We start from the raw sequence: 24,885 nt of genomic DNA, 5'->3' as shown, positions 1-24,885 counted from the left end.
AGAAAACGCAGCTCATCTGGGAAGAGAGTGAAGCGAGTGCGGCGATGAAATTCATCGAAAAGGCACTTCTGCTATCGCTTGCGATCAATATGCTACACGCATTGGGATCGGCTCTTTACTTGTTCAGGATCTGACAGATCGGCACATTCACGAAAGGCATGATGTTGGCAGCCGATACACCGATTCTGTTCCAATTGCGTAAGTGCGAAATCGATCGCTTCTCCTGTGTGTGCAAAGAAATGTTGTTGCCCGATGTATTCATCCAGCCCAGTATGTTGGAGTACCTCCTTGGGCTGGGCTTGAAGGCCGGAGATCAGCACGATCCCGCCATGTTTTTTAAAATCTTTGACCACGCTCGCCAAGTTGGATTCACCTGTGGTATCCAGAAAAGGAACTTTGCCCATTCGGAGGATCAAGATTTTTGCACGGCGATGTTGAATCGTGTTCATGATCGACTGTTCGAACGTGGATGCTGCGCCGAAAAATAGAGCCCCTTCAACGGTGAAGATGCTTACTTGCGGACAATCGTGGTGCTCGGTGACCATATGTGGTCTGACCTTCGCATGCTTAACTGAAGGATCTGGAAGCACTTTGGCTACTGTCAAAAGGTCGCTCATTCGCTTGACGAAGAAGATCAAAGCGAGAATCAAACCGATTTCTACCGCAGTTGTCAGGTTCGTAAATACGGTAAGCAGAAACGTGATCAACAGCACGACAGAATCGGTCGTCTTTGTTTTGAGCAGATGAGCAAATTCTTTGCGTTCGCTCATGTTCCAGGCGACAACCATCAAGATGGGTGCCATGCTGGCCAACGGGATATGCGAGGCATAGGGAGCAAACAGCACCAACACGAGCAAGACGACAAGCCCGTGGATAATACCTGATAGGGGAGACACAGCGCCACTTTTAATATTCGTCGCCGTTCGAGCGATCGCACCGGTTGCTGGTATCCCGCCAAATAGGGGCGTGATGAGATTGGCGATCCCTTGCCCGATCAATTCCCGATTGCTGTTGTGTCGACTGCCTGTCATCCCGTCGGCAACGACCGCCGATAAGAGCGATTCGATGCCGCCAAGCATCGCGATGACAAAGGCAGCAGGAAGCAATTGCTGGATTCGTTCCCACGTGATTTCAGGAACGTGAAAGGTCGGCAAAGTGCTGGGGATCGTGCCGAACGTGGAGCCGATGGTGGCCACTTGGCCTTCGAACAGGAAGGTGGCGACGATGCTTGAAATGACAAGTCCGACCAGCGATGCGGGCACTTTCGGCCAAACTCGTGGAAGGATCAACAGAATGGCCAAGCAAACACAAGCTGTGATTACACTATAAAGATTGGTTGTAGCAAGATGCAACCCAATCTCCTTCATATTAGAAAAGAAATCCTCATGTTTGGGAAGATCGCGAAGCCCGAAGAAATTGCCGATCTGTCCAGAAAAGATGATCACTGCGATCCCGGCGGTAAATCCGATGGTTACCGGTCGAGGAATGAATTTAATCAGAGCCCCTAGCTTAAAAATTCCCATCAAGATGAGCATGATTCCTGCCAATAATCCGGCAAGCAGCAAGTTTTCATATCCATACTGCATGACGATCCCAAACAAGATCGGAATAAAGGCACCGGTGGGTCCGCCAATCTGAAATCTGGAGCCGCCAAACAGGGAAATCAAGATCCCAGCGATGATCGTGGTGTAGATGCCGTATTCTGGTTTCACACCGGACGCAATTGCAAATGCCATCCCTAATGGAATGGCAATGATCCCTACGACTAGACCTGAAAGGCAATCTTTTTGGAATGATTTCGCCTGATAACCGATAAATCGTCCTGTCCCGCTCATTTTGCGACCCTTCTTCTTATGAATATTTGATTATTTGAATATACGAATACAATACTCCTGTTATGAACGCACTGTCAATTCCACAAAAACGGATGAGTAGGGCGTTTCTCATGATGAGAATGGACAGGGGATCGTGTCAGATCGAAAGTTTGCTCCTTGATGTGCAGGGCTTGAGCGTGTAAGAAAGGAATCAGTAAGTGGCGCGATTCGAAACTTGGAACGAACGGCTGACGGCAAATAAAAGTAGTTTCACTTCTGGTCTGCATGATCTAAAAGTTTTGGACTTCAAAAATCTTCACACGGATCGGCTTCGTCAAAACGAGATGATGGAAGATCAGTTTCTTTGGCTGGCAAGTCGCCAAAAGGGTATAAGAGGCGTAAAAGGCGAAAGAGGCTAAGAGGCTAAGAGGCATAAGAGGCATAAGAGGCATAAGAGGCATAAGAGGCATAAGAGGCATAAGAGGCATAAGAGGCATAAGAGGCATAAGAGGCATAAGAGGCATAAGTGGCATAAGTGGCATAAGAGGCATAAGAGGCATAAGAGGCATAAGAGGCATAAGAGGCGTAAGATCACGCAGCACTCCAGCGTTACTCGCGCAGGTTACATTGCGCATCTGATACATACAAGGAGGGGTGGCAGCAAAATGATCCACCAATTGACCGCAGAAGCAACATCGCTTGAAAGAATCCGCCCACTATTCAAAGAAAATAGCAGACACCCGATTCTCAACGGCATTCTCGCAGGGCACAACAAAGGGCGTATCTTCGTCGACGACCTGCATCGACCCGCCTGTGCATTGGTCTGGGCGGAGCAAGAAATCTTTTATCTGATCGGGGAACCGCAGGAGAGTTTTGTCTCATCGCTTTCTTCCTTGATCAAAGACGTGATCGCACCGGAGGCGGAGCGCATCGGCGATGCGTTCTTTCAGGTCGAACTGATGCCGGAGGAAAAATGGCAGCCGGTCGTCGAGCGATGTCTGCAAGCGTTTCTGCCCAAGCGATACGAGCGGGTGACGTTTGCGTTTGACCAAGAGCTGTTCTACAAGATGCCTCACCTGCCGATCCCAGACGGGGTCAGCGTGGAGCGCATCACGTTGGAAATGTTGGCAGACGAGTCGTTCGGAGAGGTACTGAACAACATCAACGACTTTTGGCAATCGCCGGAGCTGTTTGTCGAAAAAGGAATTGGCTATGCGGTGCGCACAGGCGGTGAGGTGGTGTGCAGCTGTCTGACCGCTTTTGCGGCGGAGACAGATGTTGAAGTCGGGATCAGCACATACAGTCGCGCCGATCGGGGTAAAGGCTATGCGAGGTTGGCTGTGCAGGCGCTCCTCGACGAATGTCTGCTTCAAGGCAGGACACCGCATTGGAAAACGGAGGATTTTCGGTTGCCGTCGATCAAGCTGGCGGAGAAAGTCGGGTTTACGAACCGCCGCTCTTACTACGCGTATGTGTTTGTCTACAACGAACAGGACAACCTCGTGTTCACTGCGTATCACCGTTTTCGTTACTTCGGTGACATAGCAGAAGCGCATCGCTTGTTGGAGCAGGCGCTCGCTTTGGGCAATTTGAACGGTTGGCATCATTTTCTGCTCGCTTGTGGGTACTCGTTGGTCGGGCAGACGGAACAAGCGCTGGAACATGTGAAACGGGCGGTGGAACTCGGCTGGAAGGATGTCTCCGATCTTCGCTATGATCTGGATCTTGCCAACCTCCGCAACACCGAGCAGGGACGCGTCTGGCTGGAAGAGTTTGAGCGGGGACTGAGCTGACGAGCAAGAAAGCAGAAAATCATCTCACTGCTGAAACCGAGCGCCTTGATCTGCCCGTAACGAGGTGTGAATCGTATAGAACCAGCACAAGAGACATGCTACGCCGATGTCTCTTTTTATCATGAGCAGAATCGAAGTCGAGGGCGGAGTAGCAGGGGGGACGGCTTTCGGCATCGTCTCCACTTGGGGCGCGATCGCTCAGATGTATCCGCTCGGAGTGCGATTCTAATCTCCCGAGCTGGTTAATTGCCGCCTGCTCACGCTCTTCTAGGATCAAGAAATGGTTTATTATTCCACCTCCAACGCTTATAATCGAAATAACATAATCGGAGGGGTGGGGAAGCGGATGCAGGCCTCCATCTGGCGAGATCGCAGATATGTGATGCACGCGCTCGGCGGATTTGTCAACAATACGGGAAACGGCATCTACTTTGTCGCCTTGCCGCTGATGGTGTTTGCGCTGACCGGATCGGTTGGCGCGATGTCGATCATGGCGATCTGCGAGACGGTGCCGCGGTCGCTGATCGGGCTGTTTCTCGCCGGGCCGTTGGTAGACCGTTTGAGCAGACGGGTCGTGCTGATCGCCGCCCTGATCTTTCAATCGATTTGCAGCATTAGCATCGCCTTGTTAAATTCCAGCGGTCACTTGGAAATCTGGATGCTGTATGTGCTCGGCGCTTTCATTTCCACCGCGCACGAGTTTGTGCGCTCCGCCAATTTTGCGGTCGTGCCCTTGATGTTCGGCGAGCGAAAAATGGAGGCGAACTCCGGGCTGAACGCGATGTTCAGACTGTCGATGATCCTCGGCCCCGCCTTGGCCGGGCTTTTGCTCGCGTTCACCGATTACAGCACCATTCTTTGGATCAATGCCTGTACCTACTTCGGCCCGCTCCTCGCGCTGTATTGGACGCGCATTCCCCATGAAAGCTTGGGTGGGGTGCGGACGGTGCGCCAGATTGCGGTCGACCTGCGCGCGGGGCTACAGTTCCTCTATTCGCACAAGCAGATGGTTCGCATGTTGGCAGGAAGTCTGTTTCACAGCTTGTCGATCGGTGGAATCACGACGGTGATGATCTTTTATTTGAAAAATAGCTATGACCTGTCCGATGAGACGATCTCCGGATATTTGACTTTGAGTGCGGTCGGAGCTTTGCTCTGTTCTTTGATCACACCGCGCCTGAAGCATGTGGACAGAGGAACGCTGATGCGTTGCGGGCTGATCGTCACGACGGGCAGCATCATGCTGCTGTTGATCCCTGTGTTTTGGATCGTGCCCGTCGCGCTGGTCATCACAGGGATGGGGCAGATCTTTTTCTCCATCGCCTACACGGTGTCGATGCAAGATCTGACGCCCAATGAGATGCTCGGGCGCATCGGGAGCACGATGCGGATGATCGAGTTTTTCAGCCGGGGGCTGTCCACCTCGCTGCTCGGAGCGCTGACGGCGAGGATGGGGGTTGAAGCAGCATTCTTTGGAGCGGTCATCATCAGCTTGCTCCCGTTGCTCGTCCTTTCCCAAGCTGCGATGGAGAAGCTAGTTCGTCCTTTCCGCCAACTGCACGGTCAAAAGCAGAAAGGTGAGCGAAGCGAAAAATATTGACGGTGCGGAGTCTGTTGAGTCGGGTTGCCTACTCGATAGACTCCCTTTTTTCCTTGCAGACTTTCTTTCTAGCCGATCGGTTGCACAGTCATTGCCTTGTCGGTCGATCTAAGCGACGAAGCCCCGTCTTTCAGCTCCCTGAGGACATATGTCCTACCCAAGATGCCAGGATCTGCTCTTTAATGAGTAAGAGAAATCGACGAGGGGAGCGAAACATGAGAGGGGCGATCTTTGCGTTTCTAGGCGGTGCTCTGATCACGCTGCAAGGGGTGGCGAATGCGCGGATCAGCCAAGACATCGGCACTTGGCAAACGGCGACGATCACGCAGTTTATCGGATGCGTGATCGCCTTGCTGATCTTGCTGTTTGTCCGCGATGGAAGCTGGGAAAGTTTTAAGCGAGTGAAACCGCTCTATCTGACGGGCGGTGCTTTCGGGGCGATCATCATTTTCAGCAACGTTACGGCGATCCAGCAGATCGGTGTGACGCTCACGATCTCCATTCTCTTGATCGCTCAGCTAAGCCTGACCTTTTTGGTCGAGAGCAATGGGTGGTTTGGCACGTTGAAGCAGCAGATGGGATGGCCGCAGTTCATCGGCATCGGAATGATGATCGCAGGTGTGGTGATCCTAAAGTTTTGATAGCTAGACGAGTGAAAATGAGTGACAGGTGAACGGCTGGAGGTGAGATTGCGCGATGAAAGAGATGGAAGATCGTGAACGGCTCGATCAGTATTTGCATGCTCATCAGTTGGAACCGATCTTTGGCGAGGCTTTGCTGCCACATTTGTCGCTGTACGGTTTTGAACAAGGGGAGCTGATCTGTTCGCAAGGGGCAACCCCACACTATCTGTACGTGCTGGTGAAGGGGAAGATAAAAATCTACAACACTTCGGCAGAAGGCAAAACGCTGATTCTCTCGTTTAAATCACCGCTTGAGCTGATCGGGGATATTGAGTACGTGCGGGGGATTGAGTATTTGAACACGGTCGAGGCGGTATCGTCTGTCCAGATGATCGGGGTACACCATCATTGGTTGAAAAAGCATGGAAGCGATCATGCGCCACTGTTGCAGTTTCTGTTGGACATCATCACGAGAAAGTTTTGCATCAAGTCCAACTCTTTGAGCTTCAACCTGATGTATCCGGTCGAAGTGCGGCTGGCGAGCTATCTGCTGTCCGCCTCCGCTGATGAATCTGACACGGATGGACCGATCGACGCGGTCAGTCTCACCGATGCGGCAAACTTGATCGGAACCAGCTATCGGCATCTCAATCGGGTGATCCAACAGTTCTGCACAGAAGGGCTGATCGAGCGCGCCAAAGGGGAACTTCTGGTCAAAGACAGGGAAGGTTTGCGCGCGCTGGCAAGCGACCATCTGTACAAATAGAGAGATTGATTCAGGAAACAGGTAAGCAGGCGCACAGGTAGCGCATCAGACCGAGAAGCGGCGAATGGGGGGATGCTGGCGATGATGCAGGGACTGTTCTTGGCGTTGCTCGCAGGTTCGCTGGTCAGTATGCAGACGATTTTCAACAGCAAGGTGAACCAGCGCGTAGGATCGTGGGCCGCAACCGCATTCGTTTTAGGGCTGGGATGTGTGGCGTCGCTGCTGATCGGCCTGCTCTTTGAGGGGAAACATTTATTCGACCTGCAAAAGATGAAGCTCTGGTACTGGTTCAGCGGGGTGATCGGAGTGGGCGTGGTCACCTGTCTCATGCAGGGGATCAAGCGGCTCGGGCCCACGTATGCCATCTCGATCGTTTTGACTGCACAGCTCGGATTTGCTCTCTTCTGGGACTTGCTAGGCTGGCTCGGTCTGGAGCAGGTTCCTTTTCGTTTTCAGCAGTTGATCGGTGTGTTGGTGATCATCGGAGGCATTGTCGTTTTTAAAGCGGGCGGTAGACGTGAGCGCCAGCAGTCGTCTAAGCTGATGTAGAAAGGATAGGAGGGGTCGGGATGAAAAACTACAAGGCGCTGTTTTTCGATGTGGATGATACGCTCTTAGATTTTGGTGCAGCAGAAACTGCAGCCCTGCGCCTGCTGTTCGAGGAGCAAAAGATCGCGTTAACAGCCGAAATCGAGGCTGATTATAAAAGGATCAACCGCGGGCTTTGGAAGTCTTTTGAAGCTGGGGAATTAGATCGAGACGAGGTGGTGAATACGCGCTTCGCTCGTTTGTTTAAGGAATACGGGCAAGAGGTGGATGGTACCGCACTGGAAAAGAAGTATCGGAGCTATTTGGAAGAAGGGCATCAGCTGGTGGAGGGCGCCTTCGAACTGATCACCGACCTGCAGGATCGGTATGACCTCTACATTGTGACGAACGGCGTGTCCAAGACGCAGGCGAAACGCTTGCGCAATTCGGGGCTTCACCCGCTGTTCAAAAGCATTTTTGTTTCGGAGGACACAGGCTTTCAAAAGCCGATGAAGGAGTTTTTCGACTATGTCTTCGCACAGATTCCCGCGCTCTCTGTGGAGCGGAGTTTGATCATCGGCGACTCGTTGAGTGCGGATATAAAAGGTGGACAGCTTGCAGGACTGGATACATGCTGGTTCAATCCGGATCGGAAAGCGAATGACAGCGGAATTGTTCCAACATATGAAATCCAAACGCTTGATCAGCTGTATCGAATTCTGCGTGTTGAAAGCAGGGCAGAAGCTGTTCGTTTATGAGTCCCTGGTGAATCGAGAAGTAGCACGCTATTTGAGAAGTTCGAATACCTGCTTCCCTATCGAAAAGCTCTCGAACGAGCGAGAGGGCGGTTTGCATCGAAATGCGCATCGGGGAAATGGTTGAACGGGCGGATCTTCAAAATAAAGAAGCAGAAAAACGCTGGGTCTGAGGACTCAGCGTTTTTTTGCTCGATCGGCCTGCTGTTTCATAATCTTGAGGTTCTATGCGGCGATCTTTTTCTTCTCCGCTTTCGGAAAGATCGTGTAGGACAGGGTGATCACCGCATCGATCGCCAGCACGATGCTCCAGATTCGGCTGATGTTGTTCGCATCTGGATGGTCGAAAGGAAACAGCGCTTGATTCTCCGCAAACCACATGGTGAAGAGGGTGTTCAACGAATCGATGTCTGCCATCTGTTGTGAGGAGCCGAACATCAGCAGCATCGCGACATGGGCGAGCGCGTAGATCAACAGATGCCCGAGGAACTGTTTCCATTCTTTTATGGCGTACGCATAGCCGTAAAGCTCGCGAGGTTGCTCGAATGCGGGGATCGATTCGCCCTTGAACTTTGCCACCTTCTTCTGGATGAATGCATCGAGTTTTCGGAAGTCAGATTTGCCATAGGTGAAAGCGTAGACGATCGCGATCAGAATGACCACTTGGTAGCTTGAAATCTCTCCCGTCCTGGTGTAGTCCATGAACCCGAGCGCCGCAATCCACAGGTCGTTGAGGAGGAAAAGGGCGATGAAGACCAGGCTGAGCTTGTTCAGCTTGAACCAGTAACGCAGTGTAAAAAAGGTCAAGATCGAGATCCAAAAGATGACCTCTGCGAGCACAAAAAATACCCACTTATGATCTAGGATAAAATCCAAATGTTCCGCCTCCTTAATCTTCGGGCGTTGATCCCGATGATCTCCTCTTCAATTATACCATCTTATCCTTAAAAGGCATATTATCCCAACGTGGTTAAGGAGGCGCTTACCGTATACGAGTGCCGCGAGTGCGAGCTAGAGCTTCCGGCGCGTAAGATTACACTTCCTAGAAGAACATTAAAAGAATATTCATTCCAAACATTTATGATTGCTGGAGTATTCTTGACCAAAATATTGATTTTATTGATCTGAATGTCAAGTAAATCACTTGAAATACTACAATTATATTTTTATGTAGCGTAAAAATACATAAAAAATAAAAGGTATTTTCTTGTTTCGTGACGAATTTTCTATTGATTACGAATCTAATTAATTTTCTTTCTAATATTGACTTTGTTTCTTATATTGTATTGCTTCAACAGTTGACTGGCGGTGCCTACAGAGTCGGATCAATTGCTGGGGTGGGGGAGGTTGAATCTATGGTTTGCATATCGTGTAGGGCGGTGAGAACTGCCGAGCTGCTCAGAAGAAGAGCTGTCGATCAGCCGAGAAGACTTGCCTTTTGGCCTTGCTCGGAGGGCGGCTAGGCTTTTTTTGTATGTCCACATGTGGCCGTTCTCATAAAGCCAGACCTCCGCGCTCGAATGTTTACCCGTGCGAGTCAGCCCATGCAGCTTTTTTCATCGTGTGAAGTAACGAGCTGGGCCCAAGTATTTGTTGAGTTCACAAGGTGTTTCTACCCTGCTATCACAGCTTTTATGAAAACATGACGTTGAGTTAAGGAGGCAGTCCCATGAAATCAACTACCGAACAAGTCAGCCAAGCCGAACAGCAGAACAAGGGAAGCGCTGTTGAAGTCTACGCGTTCCCCGCATCCTTTTCGCAGCAACGGCTGTGGTTTCTTGACCAACTGACACCGCACAACACAATCTACAACATGCCAGCCGCCTTACGCCTTCGCGGGGAACTTGATGTTGCCGCCTTTGAGCAGAGCTTTGCGGAGATCGTCAACCGGCACGAGAGCTTGCGCACCACTTTTTCTTTTCAACAGGATCAGCTGTTGCAGGTGGTTCGCAGCGAGCAGCCGTTCGTCTTGCCGATCGTCGATCTGCAAGGGTTGCCAGAAGCGGTGCGCGAACAGCAGGCAAAAGATCTGGCAGAAGCGGAGGCGCAGCACGCGTTCGATCTGGCACAAGGGCCGCTGCTTCGCGCTCGCTTGCTGAAGCTGGCAGCTGAGGATCATGTGCTGATCCTCAACATGCACCATATCATTTCGGACGGTTGGTCGGTGATGGTGCTGATTCAAGAGCTGGCAGCGCTGTATGCAGCGTTTCGCGGTGGGCAGCCTTCGCCGCTGCCGGAGCTGCCGATTCAGTATGCAGACTTTGCCCACTATCAGCGCGAATGGATGCAGGGGGAGGTGCTGGAGGAGCAGCTGGACTATTGGAAGCGGCAGTTGGCGGGCGATCTGCCGGTGTTGCAGTTGCCGTTTGACCGCTCGCGTCCCAGTGAGCAGACCTATCGCGGCGCGACGGTGACGGTCGAGCTGTCCTCGCATGTCACACAAGCGGTCCATGAGGGGAGCCGAAACGAAGGGGTCACACCGTTTGTCCTGCTGTTGGCGGCGTTTGACGCACTGCTCTATCGATACACAGGACAGGATGAGATTCTGGTCGGCTCACCAGTTGCCAACCGCGATCTGGAAGAGGTGGATGGGCTGATCGGCTTCTTCGTCAACAACATCGTGCTGCGCGCCAACTGTGCGGACAACCCCAGTTTCCGCGAGCTGGTGCAGCAGATGGGCAAGACGGCGTTCGATGCCTACGCGCATTCGGAAGTGCCGTTTGAAAGGATCGTCGAGGAGCTGCGGCCGGAGCGCAACATGAGCTACTCGCCGCTGTTCCAGGCGATGTTCGTGCTGGAGACGGCGCCGCTGTCCAATCTGCAGCTGGCCGGATTGACGATCGATTGGTTGCAGGTGGAGCGCGGCACCGCCAAAAATGATTTGACGCTGTCGTTGGTGGAAGAGGATGGGCAATTCAAGGGGCAGCTGGAATTTAACACCGATCTGTTTGAGCGGGCGACGGTGGAGCGGATGGCACGTCATTTTGAGCGCTTGGTGCAAAGCGCTGCGGAGCGACCGGAGCTGCGCCTGTCCGAACTTCCGCTTTTGACAGAGGAAGATCTGCGGTTGCTGGACGGATGGAACCGCATGGCGGCAGATCATCCAGCAGATCGATGTGCTCATCAGCTGTTCGAGGAGCAAGCGGCAAGCACGCCGGACGCGGTGGCGCTGCAAGCGGACGGAGAACAGTGGACATACGCGGAGCTGAACGGGCGGGCAAACAGAGCGGCACGCTATCTGCGGCAGCTCGGCGTCGGCCCGGACGTGCTGGTCGGCCTCTGCATGGAGCGCTCCGCCGAGCTGGTCATCGCTTTGCTGGCCGTCTTGAAAGCGGGCGGCGCGTATGTGCCGATCGACCCGTCCTACCCAGAAGAGCGCGTGGCGTTCCTGTTGGAAGATGCGAACGCGCCGCTTCTGTTGACGCAGGAGCGGCTGGCGCAACGCCTGCCGCAGTCGAAGGCGCAGCGGGTGCTGTTCGATGCGGAGTGGGAGCGGATCGAGCTGGAGAGCGCGGAGAACTTGGCATGCACGGCAACGCCGGACAGCCTGTGCTATGTGATCTACACTTCCGGCTCGACAGGCACACCGAAAGGCACGCTGATCGAGCACCGCGGTCTGGTCAACTATCTGCTCTGGAGCAGAGCGCAGTACCCTGTTGCTGACGGCCACGGTGCGCCCGTGCACTCTTCGCTAGCGTTCGACTTGACGGTGACCGGCCTGTTCCTGCCGCTGCTGAGCGGGAAAAAGGTGGTTTTGCTCCCCGAGGAGGCAGATGTGGAAGCGCTCGGCGACCTGTTGCGAACCGAGGGTGGCTTTAGCCTAGTCAAGCTGACCCCCGCCCATCTGCACCTGCTTGAGCATCAGCTGGCAGAGCACGAGGCGGCCGGTTGCACCGCGTCTTTTGTCATCGGCGGTGAAAATTTGCTGGCCGAACACCTCCAGTGGTGGCGTGAGCACGCCCCGGAGCTGCGTTTGTTCAACGAATACGGTCCGACGGAGACGGTCGTCGGCTGCTGTGTGTACGAGGTGCAGGCGGGAGATACGCTGTCAGGATCGATTCCGATCGGTCGACCGATCGCCAACACGCAGCTCTATGTGCTGGACAAGCATCTGAATCGCGTGCCGATCGGCGCGGTCGGGGAGCTTTACATCGGCGGCGCAGGCGTGGCGCGCGGGTATCTGAACCGTCCTGAGCTGACGGCGGAGCGCTTTCTGGCGAACCCGTTTGCCAACGAGGAGCATGCGGGGGACGGCGTGGCAGACCGCCTGTACAAGACGGGCGACCTGGCGCGGTATCGCGCGGACGGAACTCTTGAATATCGCGGGCGCATCGACCATCAGGTGAAGGTGCGCGGCTATCGGATCGAGCCGGGCGAGATCGAAGCGGCGTTGGCTGCACAAGCTGAGGTGCAGGAAGCGGTCGTGGTGGCGCGCGGCGACACGGGAGACGGGCAGGTGCTGGTCGCCTATGTGGTCGCCAAGCCGGAGCGAGTCCTGTCGGTTGCCGACATGCGAGCGGCGCTCGTGAGCAAGCTGCCGAGCTACATGATCCCGACCTTTTTTGTCGAGATGGGAGCACTGCCGCTGACGCACAACGGCAAAGTCGATCTGCGCGCTCTGCCGAAGCCGGACGGAACGCGCGAGGTGGACAACGTTTTTGTTGCACCGCGCACCGAGACGGAACAGCGGGTGGCAAGCATGTTCAGCGAAGTGCTCGGCGTAGCAGAAGTCGGCGTGCAGGACAGCTTTTTCGATCTTGGCGGCCATTCGCTGCTCGCAACGCAGTTGATGTCGCGCATCCGCAACGGGTTTGGCGTGGAACTGCCGTTGCGTCTGCTGTTTGCGGAAGCGTCGACGGTGGAAAAGTTGGCGCAGCAGATCGAGCGGCAAGTGAGGGAAGCATCTGCTGGGCAAGGCGAGACCGCACAGATTCGGCCGATGCCGAGAGCAGGCAAGCTGCCGTTATCGTTCGCCCAGCAGCGGCTGTGGTTTATCGATCGCTTTGAGCCGGGCAGCAGTCTGTACAACATCCCGATGGGTGTGCGGCTGCGCGGCACTTTGCAGGTGGCGGCGCTTCGGCAGGCACTGCAGGAGATCGTCAACCGCCATGAGGTATTGCGCACTTCGTTTGCGCTCGTCGACGGCGAGCCGGTGCAGGTGATCGCGCCGGAATCGGTCTTGCTGTTGCCGTTTGCAGATCTGCGTGACATCCCAGAGGCGGATCGCGAGGCGCAGGCGATGCGTCTGGTGCTGGAAGAGGCGGGCGCACCGTTCGATCTGGAAAAAGGGTCGCTGGTGCGTGCCAAGCTGTTGCAGCTGACTGAGGAGGAGCACATTCTGCTCGTCACGATCCATCACATCGCGGCAGACGGCTGGTCGATGGGCGTGCTGATCCAGGAGTTTTCTGCGCTCTACACCGCTTTTGTCCAAGAGCAACCTTCGCCACTTCAGCCGCTTTCGATCCAGTATGCCGATTTTGCCCAGTGGCAGCGCGACTGGTTGCAAGGCGAGGTGCTCGACCAGCAGCTCGGCTATTGGAAACGGCAGTTGGGCGGCGATCTGCCGATGCTGCAACTGCCGACCGACCGTCCGCGCCCAGCGGTGCAGACGTTCGAGGGAGCCACGCTGAAGTTCAAACTGCCACCAGCTGTCACCGATTCGCTCGCCGCTTATAGCAAGCAGCAGGGTGTGACGTTCTACATGACGCTGTTGGCGGCGTTCAACACGCTGCTCTACCGCTACACGGGTCAGGAAGATCTGCTGGTCGGCTCGCCGATCGCCAACCGCAATCGGAGCGAGATCGAGCATCTGATCGGATTTTTTGTCAACTCGCTGGTGCACCGCAACGATCTGTCGGGCAATCCGACATTTGCCGAACTGCTGAATCGCGTCAGCCAGGTGACGCTCGATGCGTATGCGCATCAAGACCTGCCGTTTGAGCGCTTGGTGGAGGAGATCCAGCCGGAGCGGAGCCTCAGCTACAACCCGCTGTTCCAAGTGGTGTTCGTGTTGCAAAATGCGCCGATGGACGCACTGGCCTTGCCAGGTCTGGAACTGCATGCGGTGGAGGCAGACAACGATGCGAACGTTGACTTCACGCTCTTCCTCAACAACACCTCCAAGTTCGACCTGACGCTGTACATCGTCGAGGAAGCGGACGGCTTCGTCGGGCGTTTTGAATACAATTCGGATCTGTTTGAAGCAACGACGATTGAGCGGATGAGCGGGCATTACCTGACCTTGCTGGAGAGCATCGTGGACAATCCGGCGCAGAAGATCGCCGAACTGCCGATGCTGACCCAGTTAGAGCAGGAGCGGATGGCGCTCTGGAACGATACGGATGGAGAGGTGTCGGACGAGCTGTTGCACACGCTGTTCGACAAGCAGGCGGCGAAGACGCCGGAGCGCACCGCGATCGTCTCGGTGGCAGGGACGATGAGCTATGCGGAGCTGGATCGTCGCGCCAACCGAGTGGCGCATCTGTTGCGCGACCTCGGCGCACAGCCGAACCGCCTCGTCGCGGTCGCGATGGAGAAAGGGTGGGAGCAGGTGGTCGCCGTACTCGGCATCCTGCGGGCAGGCGCCGCCTATCTGCCGATCGACCCGACGCTGCCGCAAGACCGCATCTGGCACCTGCTGAAGCAGGGAGAAGTGGAAGTGGTGCTCAACCAGTCCTGGGTGGACGAGCGGTTGGCATGGCCCGATCATGTGCAGCGCTTGGCGGTGGATGGCGACCAGATGGCGAGCTATGCCGACACGCCGCTCACGACCGTTCAGGGCAAGCGCGACATCGCCTACGTGATCTTCACGTCCGGCTCCACCGGGCTGCCAAAGGGCGTCGTCATCGACCATCAAGGGGCGGTGAACACCTGTCTCGACATCAACGAGCGCTTCGGGGTCACGGAGGAAGATCGCGTGTTGGCGCTTTCGTCGCTCAGCTTCGACCTGTCTGTGTACGACCTGTTCGGGACGCTGGCTGTCGGCGGCACGGTGGTGATCCCCGACACGAGCAAGCAGGGCGATCCTGCCTACTGGACGGAATTGGTGGAACAGGAGCGCATCACGATCTGGAACTCTGCGCCCGCGCTGGCCAAAATACTGGTCGAACATGTGCGCGAGACCGGCAAGTCGCTGTCGCAATCGCTCAGGCTGGTGATGATGAGCGGCGACTGGATTCCGCTGACGCTGCCCGTTCACCTGAAGCAGTTGGTGCCGAGCATCGAAACGTACAGCTTGGGCGGAGCGACAGAAGCGTCGATCTGGTCGATCCTGTACCCGATCCGCGAGATCGATCCGGCGTGGAAGAGCATTCCTTATGGCCGACCGATGAAAAACCAGCAGTTTTACATCTTGAACGATGCGTTCGAACCCTGCCCGATCGGCGTGGCGGGAGATCTGTACATCGGGGGCATCGGCTTGGCGCTCGGATACTGGCGCGATGAAGAGAAGACGAACGCCAGCTTCATCACCCACCCGCGCACCGGACTGCGCCTCTACCGCACTGGCGACCAAGGTCGCTACATGGCGGATGGCAACATCGAGTTTATCGGCCGCGTGGACAATCAGGTCAAAGTCCGCGGGTTCCGCATCGAGCTCGGTGAGATCGAAGCGGTGCTCGACCAGCATCAGAGCGTCTTGGAGTCGGTGGTGTTGGCGCGCCCCGATGCGCGCGGCGACAAGCAGTTGGTCGCCTACGTGGTGCAGCAGGAAGCGCGAGAAGTGTCTGTGGAGCAGGAGGAAGAGCAAAAGCAGGAGCGCCTGGAGCAGTGGGAGCTGGTGTTTGACGAAACGTACAGCCAGCCGCTGTTGACAGACGACCCGACCCTGCACATCGCAGGCTGGAACAGCACGTTCGATGGCGAGATGATTCCGGCGGACGAGATGCGCATCTGGGTGGAGCGGACGGTCGAGCGCATTCAAGATCTGAAGCCACAGCGCGTGCTGGAGATCGGCTGTGGCACCGGCATGCTGCTCTACCGGATCGCTCCCGACTGCGAACAGTATGTGGGCATCGACCTCTCGCAAAAAGCGCTGGCGATGATCGAAGCGCACCTGCCGCGCCTTGGCCTAGCAAACACCGTGGAGCTTGTGCACGGCAAGGCGGCCGAAAGCGTGGAACTGATGGAGACGGCAGCGTTTGACACGGTGGTGATCAACTCAGTGCTGCAATATTTCCCCAGCGTCGACTACCTGCTGCAGGTGATCGAAGAAGCGTTGCGCGTGCTGAAGCCAGGCGGACACCTCTTCCTCGGCGATGTGCGCCAGTATGCGCTGTTGGAAGTTTTCCACGCGGCGGTGCAACTGCATCAAGCTCCAGACAGCATGAGCAAAAAAGAGCTGGTGCAGAAGTGGGAGGCGAGCCTCGTCCAGGAGAAGGAACTGACGCTCGACCCGGCGTTTTTTGAAGCGCTGATGGTCGAATGGCCGCAGATCACCGGTGTTGAGGTGCAGCTGAAGCGCGGGTATGAAGACAATGAGCTCACCGGGTATCGCTACGATGTGGTGCTGACGGTGGGGGAGAGTGAAAACAGTTCCGATCTGTTCCCTGCCAAGTCGATCCGCGCCGAACAAAGCGCTGTGTCGCCGACAGCATCGGCAAGCGAAGCGGATCAGCCAACTGGATCGACAGCGCCTGTCGCGGTCGCCGCGCAATCGCAGGAAGAAAAGGTGGTTCACAGCATCAGGTGGCAGGAAGCTGACCGTTCGGTCACTGATGTCCGCGAATATCTGGTGGAACAAGCGCCGCAAGCGCTGCTGTTGCAAGGCATTCTGAACGAACGCTTGACTGCGCACGTGCAGGCGCTCGAATGGCTGAAGCGGTCAGAGGGGCCGGAGACGGTGGGAGCTTTCCGCGCCCAGCAAGCGGAGTTGATGGAAACGCACGCGCTCACAGCGGTTGACGGGCAGATGGCGTTGCACCCAGAGGCGTTTTTCACGCTGGAGGAAGAACTTCCGTATGCGGTTCGCATCGATTGGCAGCGCGGTGCAGTGGACGGCAGTTACAATGTGCTGTTCACCCGACTGCCGCAAGCATGCACAGGCGATGTGAGCGCTGAGGTGAGGGAGCATTCAACTGCGAGCCTGACCTGCTGGGGAGAAGCGGAACTGATCCCGCTCTCCGCCCTGCACGTGGGCGTCGGCGCGGAGCGTCAACCGTGGAACGCCTACGCCAACGAACCGCTGCAGAGCAAGCAGGAGGCGAGATGGATCGCCCAGTTGCGCAGCCATGTGAAAAGCAAACTGCCGCCTTACATGGTACCATCCGCCTTTGTGGTGCTTGATGCGTTTCCGATCACCGCAAACGGCAAAATCGACCGTCAGGCCTTGCCGGAGCCCGAGCTGAAGCGCAGTGAGCTGGATCGCCCCTATGTGGCGCCGCGCACCGAGTTGGAGAAGCGAGTGTCGGCGATCTTGGCGGACGTCCTCCAGATCGAGCGAGTAGGCGTGCACGACAACTTTTTTGAACTGGGCGGCCATTCGCTGCTGGCGACTCAAGCGGTCTCGCGCATCGCCACCGCCTGTCAGGTGCAACTGCAGCTGCGAACTTTCTTCGAAGCGCCGAGCGTTGCAGGATTGGCTGAACACATCGCTGCCGAGCAGCAATCTGGTATGCAACTGCCGCCGCTCCTCCCCGTTGCACGGACGGAGGAACAGGCGCAAAGCATGCCGCTCTCGTTCTCGCAGGAGCGGCTCTGGTTCCTCGACCAGTTCCAGCCGGAGAGCAGCGTCTACAACATCAGCGACGCTGTGCGCCTGAGCGGACGATTGCACCTCGCCGCGCTGGAAGCGAGCGTAAACGCTGTGGTCGCCCGCCACGAAGCGCTGCGCACCGCCTTCCGCGTCGTCGATGACAAACCGGTGCAGGCGATCGCGCCGCAGCTGAATCTACAGCTGACTGTGATCGACCTGCGCGGCATGCAAACGGACGAGCAGGAACGGGAGACGGTGCGACTGGCGAAGGAAGAAGCGCAAACGCCGTTCGATCTGGCGACAGGCCCGCTGCTCCGATTGACCTTGCTCCAACTTGCGGATGCGGAGCATGTGCTGTTGCTGACCATGCATCACATCATCTCCGACGGCTGGTCGATGGGCATCCTGATCGGCGAGTTGATCACCGGCTACGAAGCGAGTTTACAGGACGACAGAACAGCGCCCGCATGGCCGGAACTCGCGGTGCAATTTGCAGACTATGCGCTGTGGCAGCGCGATTGGATGCAGGGAGCGGCGCTTGAGGAGCAACTGGCGTACTGGAGACAGCAGCTCGGCAACAACCCGCCCGTCCTGCAACTGCCGACCGACCGTCCGCGCCCGGCGGTGCAGACCTATCGCGGTGCCAGCGAGCGCTTCGTTCTGTCGGCTGAGCTGACAGCCGCCCTCAACCGAATCAGCCAAGCGGAAGGTGCCACCCTGTTCATGACGTTGCTCAGCACTTTCCAAACGCTGCTCTATCGCTATTCGGGGCAGGAGGACATCTTGGTCGGCACGCCGATCGCCAACCGCACTCGCTTGGAGATCGAAAGCTTGATCGGCTTCTTCGTCAACACGCTGGTCATGCGCGCTCAGCTGTCCCCGGAGATGAGCTGGCGCGAACTGCTGCAGCAAACGCGGGAGACGGCGCTGCAAGCGTATGCTCATCAGGATCTGCCGTTTGAAAAGGTGGTCGAAGAGCTGCAACCGGAGCGCTCGCTGAGCCATTCGCCGCTGTTCCAGGTGATGTTCGTGCTGCAAAACGCGCCGATGGAGCGCATGGAAGCGACCGACCTGACCTTGACGCCGCTTGCGATCAGCGACACGGCGACGGCCAAGTTTGACCTGTTGCTCTCGATGACCGAGATGGAGCACGGCTTGCAAGGTTTGCTCGAATACAACACCGACCTGTTTAACGCCTCGACGATCGGGCGACTCCTCAACCACTTCACCAGCTTGCTGCAAGGGATCGCCGAAGATCCGACGGCGAAGCTGGTGCAACTGCCGCTTTTGACAGCGGCGGAGTCGGAACAGCTGTTGAAAGCGTGGAACGACACAGACGTTACCTTCGCAGACGGAGAGCTGTGCGTCCACAAGCCGGTGGAGCGCCAAGCGGCGCTCACGCCTGATGAAATCGCGGTCATCTGCGGCGAGGAGCAGCTGACCTACCGCGAGCTGAACGAACGGGCCAACATCGCGGCACATCGACTGCAAGCGCTCGGCGTCGCCCCGAACACGCCGGTCGGGCTCTGCACCGATCGCTCGCTGGCGACGGTCGTCGGCATGTTGGCGATTCTCAAAGCGGGCGGCGTCTACGTCGCGCTCGACCCGACCTATCCGGCAGATCGCCTGGCGTTCATGCTGGAGGACACCGACTTGGCTGTGCTGGTGACGCGCCCGCATCTGGTCGATATCTTGCCAGCGCATGGCGCGGCGATCGTGGCGCTCGACGAAAAAGGCAGGCTTACCAGCGCATCCGATCTGTCAAAGGCGGCAGAGTCGAGGCAGGCGGAAAACGTGACGCTCGCCATCGACGATGCCCACACCGCCAACCCGACGAGCGCTGTTCGTCCGGTCGACCTCTGTTTCATTCTGTTCACCTCCGGCTCCACAGGACGGCCGAAAGGTGTGGCGATGGCACACGCCCCGATGACTAACCTGATCGCTTGGCAGCTGGCCGAGTGGGAGTTCGAACCAGCGCGGACGATGCAGTTCGCCTCGATCAATTTTGATGCGTCGTTCCATGAGATCTTCAGCACGCTCAGCAGCGGCGGCACGCTGGTGATCGCGTCAGATGAGGTTCGGCGCAACTCGCTGGCCCTGCTGCGCTTTCTGGTCGAGCAAGCGGTCGAGCGCGCCTTCCTGCCGTTTGTCGCCCTGCACCATCTGGCGGAGATCGGTGCACAGGAGGAGATCGTTCCAACCCGCCTGCGCCAGATCATGACGGCAGGCGAGCAGCTGCAGATCACGCGGCACATCGTGAGCTGGTTCCAGCGGATGGACGGCGTCACGCTTAGCAATCAGTACGGCCCGACCGAAAGCCATGTCGTCACGTTCCACACGCTGACTGGCGATCCGTCCGCATGGCCGGCCCTGCCGCCGATCGGCCGACCGATCGCCAACACCAAGCTCTACATTTTGGACAGGGCACATCAGCCGGTGCCGATCGGCGTGCCAGGCGAGCTGTTCATCGGCGGGGTGGTGCTGGCCGACGGATACTACGGCCGTCCGGAGCTGACGGCAGAACGATTTATCCAAAACCCGCTGTCCGCCGAAGCGGCAACAGCGCCCCGCCTCTACAGAAGTGGAGACTCGGTGCGCTATCTGGAAGATGGCAGCATCGAGTACCTCGGGCGGGTGGACAACCAAGTGAAGATTCGCGGCTTCCGCGTCGAACTGGGCGAAGTGGAAGCGGTGCTCCGCCAGCATCCGAGCGTGAACATCGCCGCCGTCATCGCCCGCGACGACGTGCTGAAGACGAAAGCGCTCGTCGCCTACGTGCAGCCTGAACCGGGCGCGCACTTGGAAGCGCGGGAACTGCGCGAATACCTGCAGGCGAAGCTCCCGGAGTTCATGGTGCCTGCCGTCTACTCGCTGATGGAGGCGTTGCCGCTCTCGCCGAACGGAAAAGTGGATCGTCGCAGCCTCCCAGCTCCCGACCTGTCAGCTGAGCTGACCGAAGCGCATGCGGCACCGCGCTCGGCGATGGAAGCGCGCCTGAGCGCGATGTTTGCAGAAGTGCTCGGGCGGGAGCAGGTCGGGATTCGCGACAGCTTCTTTGAACTGGGTGGCCACTCGCTGTTGGCGACACAGCTGATCTCCCGTCTGCGAAGCGCGTTCGGCGTGGAAGTGCCGCTGCAAGCGCTGTTCCACACGCCGACTGTCGACATGCTGGCAGAGCGCATCGTGGAACTGCAAGCGCAGCCGATCGGAATCGAAGCGCCACCGATCGTTCCCGTCGCCCGAGAGCGCGTGGAAAACTGCGCTCAGGCAAGCGAAGAGGAAGCTGCTGGGGAGAGCGCGACCACCGATGTGAGCGCAGAAAAAGCGCCCGTCTCGTTTGCGCAACAGCGGCTGTGGTTCATGGATCAGCTGCAGGCGAACAACCACGCCTACAACATGTTCTCCGCCCAGCGAATCTGTGGCCGATTGGACGCAGACGTGCTGAAGCGCTGCTTCCAGAGCATCGTCAGCCGTCATGAAGCGCTGCGCACTACGTTCAGCCAAACGGACGGTCAGCCGTATCAAATGATTCGCGCCGAACTTGAGCTGCCGTTGTCGATCATCGACTTGCAACACTTGTCGGCGCAGGAGCGGACAGCAGAAGCGCACCGCTTGGCGGTGGCAGAAGCGACACAGCCGTTCGACCTGTCCGAAGGCCCGCTGATCCGCACCTCGCTGCTGCGCATCGGGCAAGAGGAGCACCTGCTGCTGCTCAACATGCACCACATCGTCGCCGACGGCTGGTCGACCGACGTGCTGATCCGCGAGCTGCTCACGCTGTATGCCGCCTACAGCGAAGGCGTTGAACCAGAGCTGCTTCCACTGCCGATCCAATATGCAGACTTTGCCGCATGGCAGCGGAGCTGGTTGCAAGGCGACGTGCTGGACAAGCAGCTGAGCTACTGGAAGCAACAGCTCGGCGGCGATCTGCCAACCTTGCAATTGCCGACCGATCGACCGCGTCCCGCGATGCAGAGCAACCGCGGCTCGACGCAGAAGTTTTACGTGCCACAAGCGCTGAGTCAAGACCTGCTCGAACTGAGCCGCAAGGAGGGCGCCACCCTGTTCATGACGCTGTTGGCCGCCTTCAACACCTTGCTCCATCGCTATGCCGAGCAGGAGGACATCATCGTCGGATCGCCGATCGCAGGTCGCAACCGCGAGGAGATCGAAGGGCTGATCGGCTTCTTCATCAACACGCTGGCCCTGCGCACCGACCTGTCGGGCAACCCGAGCTTCCGCGATCTGCTGAAGCGGGTGCGCGGCGTGACCCTGGGCGCTTATGCGCACCAAGACCTGCCGCTGGAGCAGCTGATCGAAGAGCTGGATCTGGAGCGCGACCTGAGCCGGAGCAACCCGCTGTTCCAAGTGATGTTCGTGCTGCAAAACGTCAGACTCACCGAGCTGAAAGCGGCCGGCATGCAGCTGGAGCCGTACCAGGTGGAGTCGGACGCTGCCAAGTTTGACCTGACCTTGCAGATGACCGAGACGGAAGCGGGGATGGTCGGCGAGTTTGAATACAACACCGACCTGTTCGACAGCGCGACGATCACGCGCATGATCGAGCACTTCCAAGTGCTGCTCGCCGGAATCGCCACCGATCCAGACGCTGAGATCGGACTGCTGCCGATCTTGCCGGCAGCGGAACGGGCGACCTTGCTCGGAGAGTGGGCGGCGACCTACCGCGACTTCCCGCAGGAGCTGCTCACCCATCAGCTGGTCGAACAGCATGCGGCGCAAACGCCAGAGGCGGTGGCTGTCCAAGATGCGGAAGGCAACAGAATCACGTATGGCGAACTGAACCGCCGCGCCAACCGCTTGGCGCATCGCCTGCAAAAGCTCGGCGTCGGCCCAGAGCTGACGGTCGGGGTCTGCATGGAGCGCTCGATCGAAAATCTGGTCGCCCTGCTCGGCGTCCTCAAAGCGGGCGGCGCGTACGTGCCGATCGATCCGAGCTACCCGGGCGATCGTATCCGCTACATGCTCGACAACTCCGACGCGGTCGTGCTCTTGGCACACGATCGCACGCTGGACAAGCTGCCAGAGCATAGCTTGCCATCACTCCTACTCGACGAAGCGGAGGAGCTGCTGGCGGCAGAGAGCGACGAAAACTTGGCGAACACCGCCAGCCCGACAAACTTGGCGTACATCATCTACACGTCCGGTTCGACCGGACTTCCGAAAGGCGTGCAGACGGAGCACCGCAATCTGCGCAACTTGGTCAGCTGGTACCATCCGCAGTATGATGTGCAGCCCGATTCCCGGTTCACCTATCTGGCGGGCGTGGCGTTTGACGCGACGATCTTCGAGATCTGGACCTGTTTGACCAGCGGGGGATGCCTGCACATCCCAGACGAGGACACCCGCCTGTTGCCGGAGCGACTGCGCGACTTCCTGCTGGAGCGCCAGATCACGCACTGCTTCCTGCCGACGCCGCTCGCCGAGGGCATTCTGTCTGTCGACTGGCCGCAGGAAGCTCGCTTGCAATATCTGTTCTCAGCCGGCGATCGCTTGCGTCACTACCCGGCGCCCGGTCTGCCGTTCGCGCTGTACAACCTGTACGGCCCGTCAGAAGCGACCGTCTGCACCACATCCGCTCCGGTTGCACCGTTTGCGGAGGGGGCACCGCAGCTGCCGACGATCGGCCGACCGGTGCCGAATGCGGAGGTCTATCTGTTGGATAAACAGATGCAACCTGTGCCGATCGGCGTCCCTGGCGAGATGTACATCGGTGGGATCAGCTTGGCGCGCGGATATCGCAACCGCGATGATTTGACAGCAGCCAGCTTCCTCCCACATCCGTTCCAGCCGGGGCAGCGCGTCTACAAGACGGGCGACCGCGCACGCTACCTGCAGGATGGGCAGATCGAGTTCCTCGGGCGCAACGACTTCCAAGTGAAGGTGCGCGGCTTCCGCATCGAGCTCGGCGAGATCGAAACGGTGATCGCCAAGCATCCGGGCGTCAAAGAAGCGCTGGTTATCGCCGCACAGGATCGCGACGGCGGCAACCGCCTGATCGCCTACCTCGTGCCCGAAGCGGATCAATCTGCGCTGCTGATCGGCGAATTGCGCAGTGCGATCAAAGCGCAACTGCCCGATTACATGATGCCGTCCGCCTTCGTCCAGCTCGAAGCGATGCCGCTGACGCCAAACGGCAAGATCGATCGCAAGGCGCTGCCTGCGCCGGAGAGCTTCGCATCAGAGCGGGAGACGCCGTTCCTGCCGCCGCGCAACTCGACGGAGATGGCGCTGGTGCGCCTGTGGGAAGATCTGCTCAACACCAGCCCGATCGGCGTGAAGGACAACTTCTTCGATTTGGGCGGTCATTCGCTGCTGGCAGTCAAGCTGATGGCAGAGGTGGAAAAGCGCTTCGGTCGCGATCTCCCGGTCTCGGTGCTCTTCCAAGGCGGCACGATCGAACATCTGTCCGCTGTGATCAGCGAAGAATCGAACGAGCCGAAATCGCCGATCATCACCATGCAACCGCATGGTACACGGTTGCCGTTCTTCTGCATCCACGCGGGCACGGGCGGCATCCTGCAGTACATGGAACTCGCGCGCACGCTGGGCGCCGACCAGCCGTTCTACGGCATCCAAGCGCCCGGTCTGGAAGATGAGAGCGAACCGCACGCGGAGATCGGTGCGATGGCAGAACATTACTTGCAAGAGATCAAGAAGATTCAGCCGGAAGGTCCGTACGTGCTCGGAGGGTGGTGCGTCGGCGGCGCGATCTCCTTTGAGATCGCCAAGCTCCTGCAACAGCAGGGCGAAGAGGCAGTATTTGTCGCCATCATGGACACCAACGTGCCAAACGCAGAAGCGGGCGAGCAGGAGCTGCCGGACAAACTGTTTGCGATCGAGTTTGCGAAGATGATGTTGCCGCATGTGGACGAGCAGACAGAAGCGATGCTGGAAGCGCTGGCGCAGCTGAGCTTGGAAGAGTGCTTGGGCGCATTGCTCCAGCACGGCAAGGTGGCGGAGATCGTGCCACCCGACCTGACCCTGCCGAAGTTTGCTCGCATGCTGAACGTCTTCAAGAAGACCAAGACTGCGTTCGACCGCTACCGCCCGACCCCAGGCTCCGGCACGATCGCGATGTTCATGGCAGCGGAGAAGTCGCCATCGCTGCCAGATGCAACGCCGTACTGGCTCGACCTGATCGAAGGCGGGGCGGATGTGCACGAGATTCCGGGCGATCACAACAGCATGCTCGAAGCGCCAAACGTCCAAGTGCTCGCCGATCGTCTGAACCTCTATCTCGATCCGATCAACGAGCGGCATTTAGCAGCGCAAGAAGACTGATTCGATTTTGAAA

At 57.7% G+C, this 24,885-nt stretch carries 10 protein-coding genes; 8 read left to right on the top strand and 2 right to left on the bottom strand.

From position 1 onward, the window contains the following. Window positions 1-92: 92 nt before the first annotated feature. Window positions 93-1,835: a SulP family inorganic anion transporter gene (locus ACFSOY_RS08485; protein WP_386045643.1), complete on the bottom strand. Its 1,743-nt coding sequence runs from the start codon at window positions 1,833-1,835 to the stop codon at window positions 93-95. A 644-nt stretch (window positions 1,836-2,479) separates the two neighbouring features. Between ACFSOY_RS08485 and ACFSOY_RS08480 the strand changes: the two genes are divergently transcribed. The 7 genes from ACFSOY_RS08480 (at window position 2,480) to ACFSOY_RS08450 (ending at window position 7,882) form a co-directional block, all read left to right on the top strand. Beyond that, window positions 2,480-3,607, top strand: a complete 1,128-nt coding sequence (locus ACFSOY_RS08480) for a GNAT family N-acetyltransferase (protein WP_386045641.1) — start codon at window positions 2,480-2,482, stop codon at window positions 3,605-3,607. A 106-nt stretch (window positions 3,608-3,713) separates the two neighbouring features. Beyond that, window positions 3,714-3,836: a hypothetical protein gene (locus ACFSOY_RS08475; RefSeq protein WP_386045639.1), complete on the top strand. Its 123-nt coding sequence runs from the start codon at window positions 3,714-3,716 to the stop codon at window positions 3,834-3,836. A gap of 117 nt (window positions 3,837-3,953) precedes the next feature. Next, window positions 3,954-5,207, top strand: coding sequence for an MFS transporter (locus ACFSOY_RS08470; protein WP_386045637.1), 1,254 nt, complete (start codon window positions 3,954-3,956; stop codon window positions 5,205-5,207). A 215-nt stretch (window positions 5,208-5,422) separates the two neighbouring features. Further along, window positions 5,423-5,848, top strand: coding sequence for a DMT family transporter (locus ACFSOY_RS08465; protein ID WP_386045635.1), 426 nt, complete (start codon window positions 5,423-5,425; stop codon window positions 5,846-5,848). A 55-nt stretch (window positions 5,849-5,903) separates the two neighbouring features. Further along, entirely contained in the window at window positions 5,904-6,596 is a 693-nt protein-coding gene (locus ACFSOY_RS08460) for a Crp/Fnr family transcriptional regulator (RefSeq protein ID WP_386045633.1), read from the top strand. 81 nt (window positions 6,597-6,677) lie between these two features. Beyond that, window positions 6,678-7,145 carry a DMT family transporter gene (locus tag ACFSOY_RS08455; RefSeq protein ID WP_386045631.1) on the top strand — a complete coding sequence of 156 codons (468 nt, stop codon included), beginning with the start codon at window positions 6,678-6,680 and terminating at the stop codon, window positions 7,143-7,145. 20 nt (window positions 7,146-7,165) lie between these two features. Further along, window positions 7,166-7,882: a YjjG family noncanonical pyrimidine nucleotidase gene (locus ACFSOY_RS08450; RefSeq protein WP_386045630.1), complete on the top strand. Its 717-nt coding sequence runs from the start codon at window positions 7,166-7,168 to the stop codon at window positions 7,880-7,882. A gap of 222 nt (window positions 7,883-8,104) precedes the next feature. Here ACFSOY_RS08450 and ACFSOY_RS08445 read toward each other — a convergent pair whose 3' ends face one another. After that, window positions 8,105-8,755 carry a hypothetical protein gene (locus ACFSOY_RS08445; protein WP_386045628.1) on the bottom strand — a complete coding sequence of 217 codons (651 nt, stop codon included), beginning with the start codon at window positions 8,753-8,755 and terminating at the stop codon, window positions 8,105-8,107. Window positions 8,756-9,548: 793 nt separating this feature from the next. Between ACFSOY_RS08445 and ACFSOY_RS08440 the strand changes: the two genes are divergently transcribed. Further along, the gene (locus ACFSOY_RS08440) at window positions 9,549-24,872 is read left to right on the top strand and encodes an amino acid adenylation domain-containing protein (RefSeq protein WP_386045626.1); all 15,324 of its coding nucleotides are present in this window, start codon (window positions 9,549-9,551) and stop codon (window positions 24,870-24,872) included. Window positions 24,873-24,885: the final 13 nt, after the last annotated feature.

Source organism: Tumebacillus lipolyticus (assembly GCF_042682745.1).
GTDB classification, from domain to species: domain Bacteria; phylum Bacillota; class Bacilli; order Tumebacillales; family Tumebacillaceae; genus Tumebacillus_A; species Tumebacillus_A lipolyticus.
This window is presented reverse-complemented; position numbering and strand designations above follow the sequence as displayed.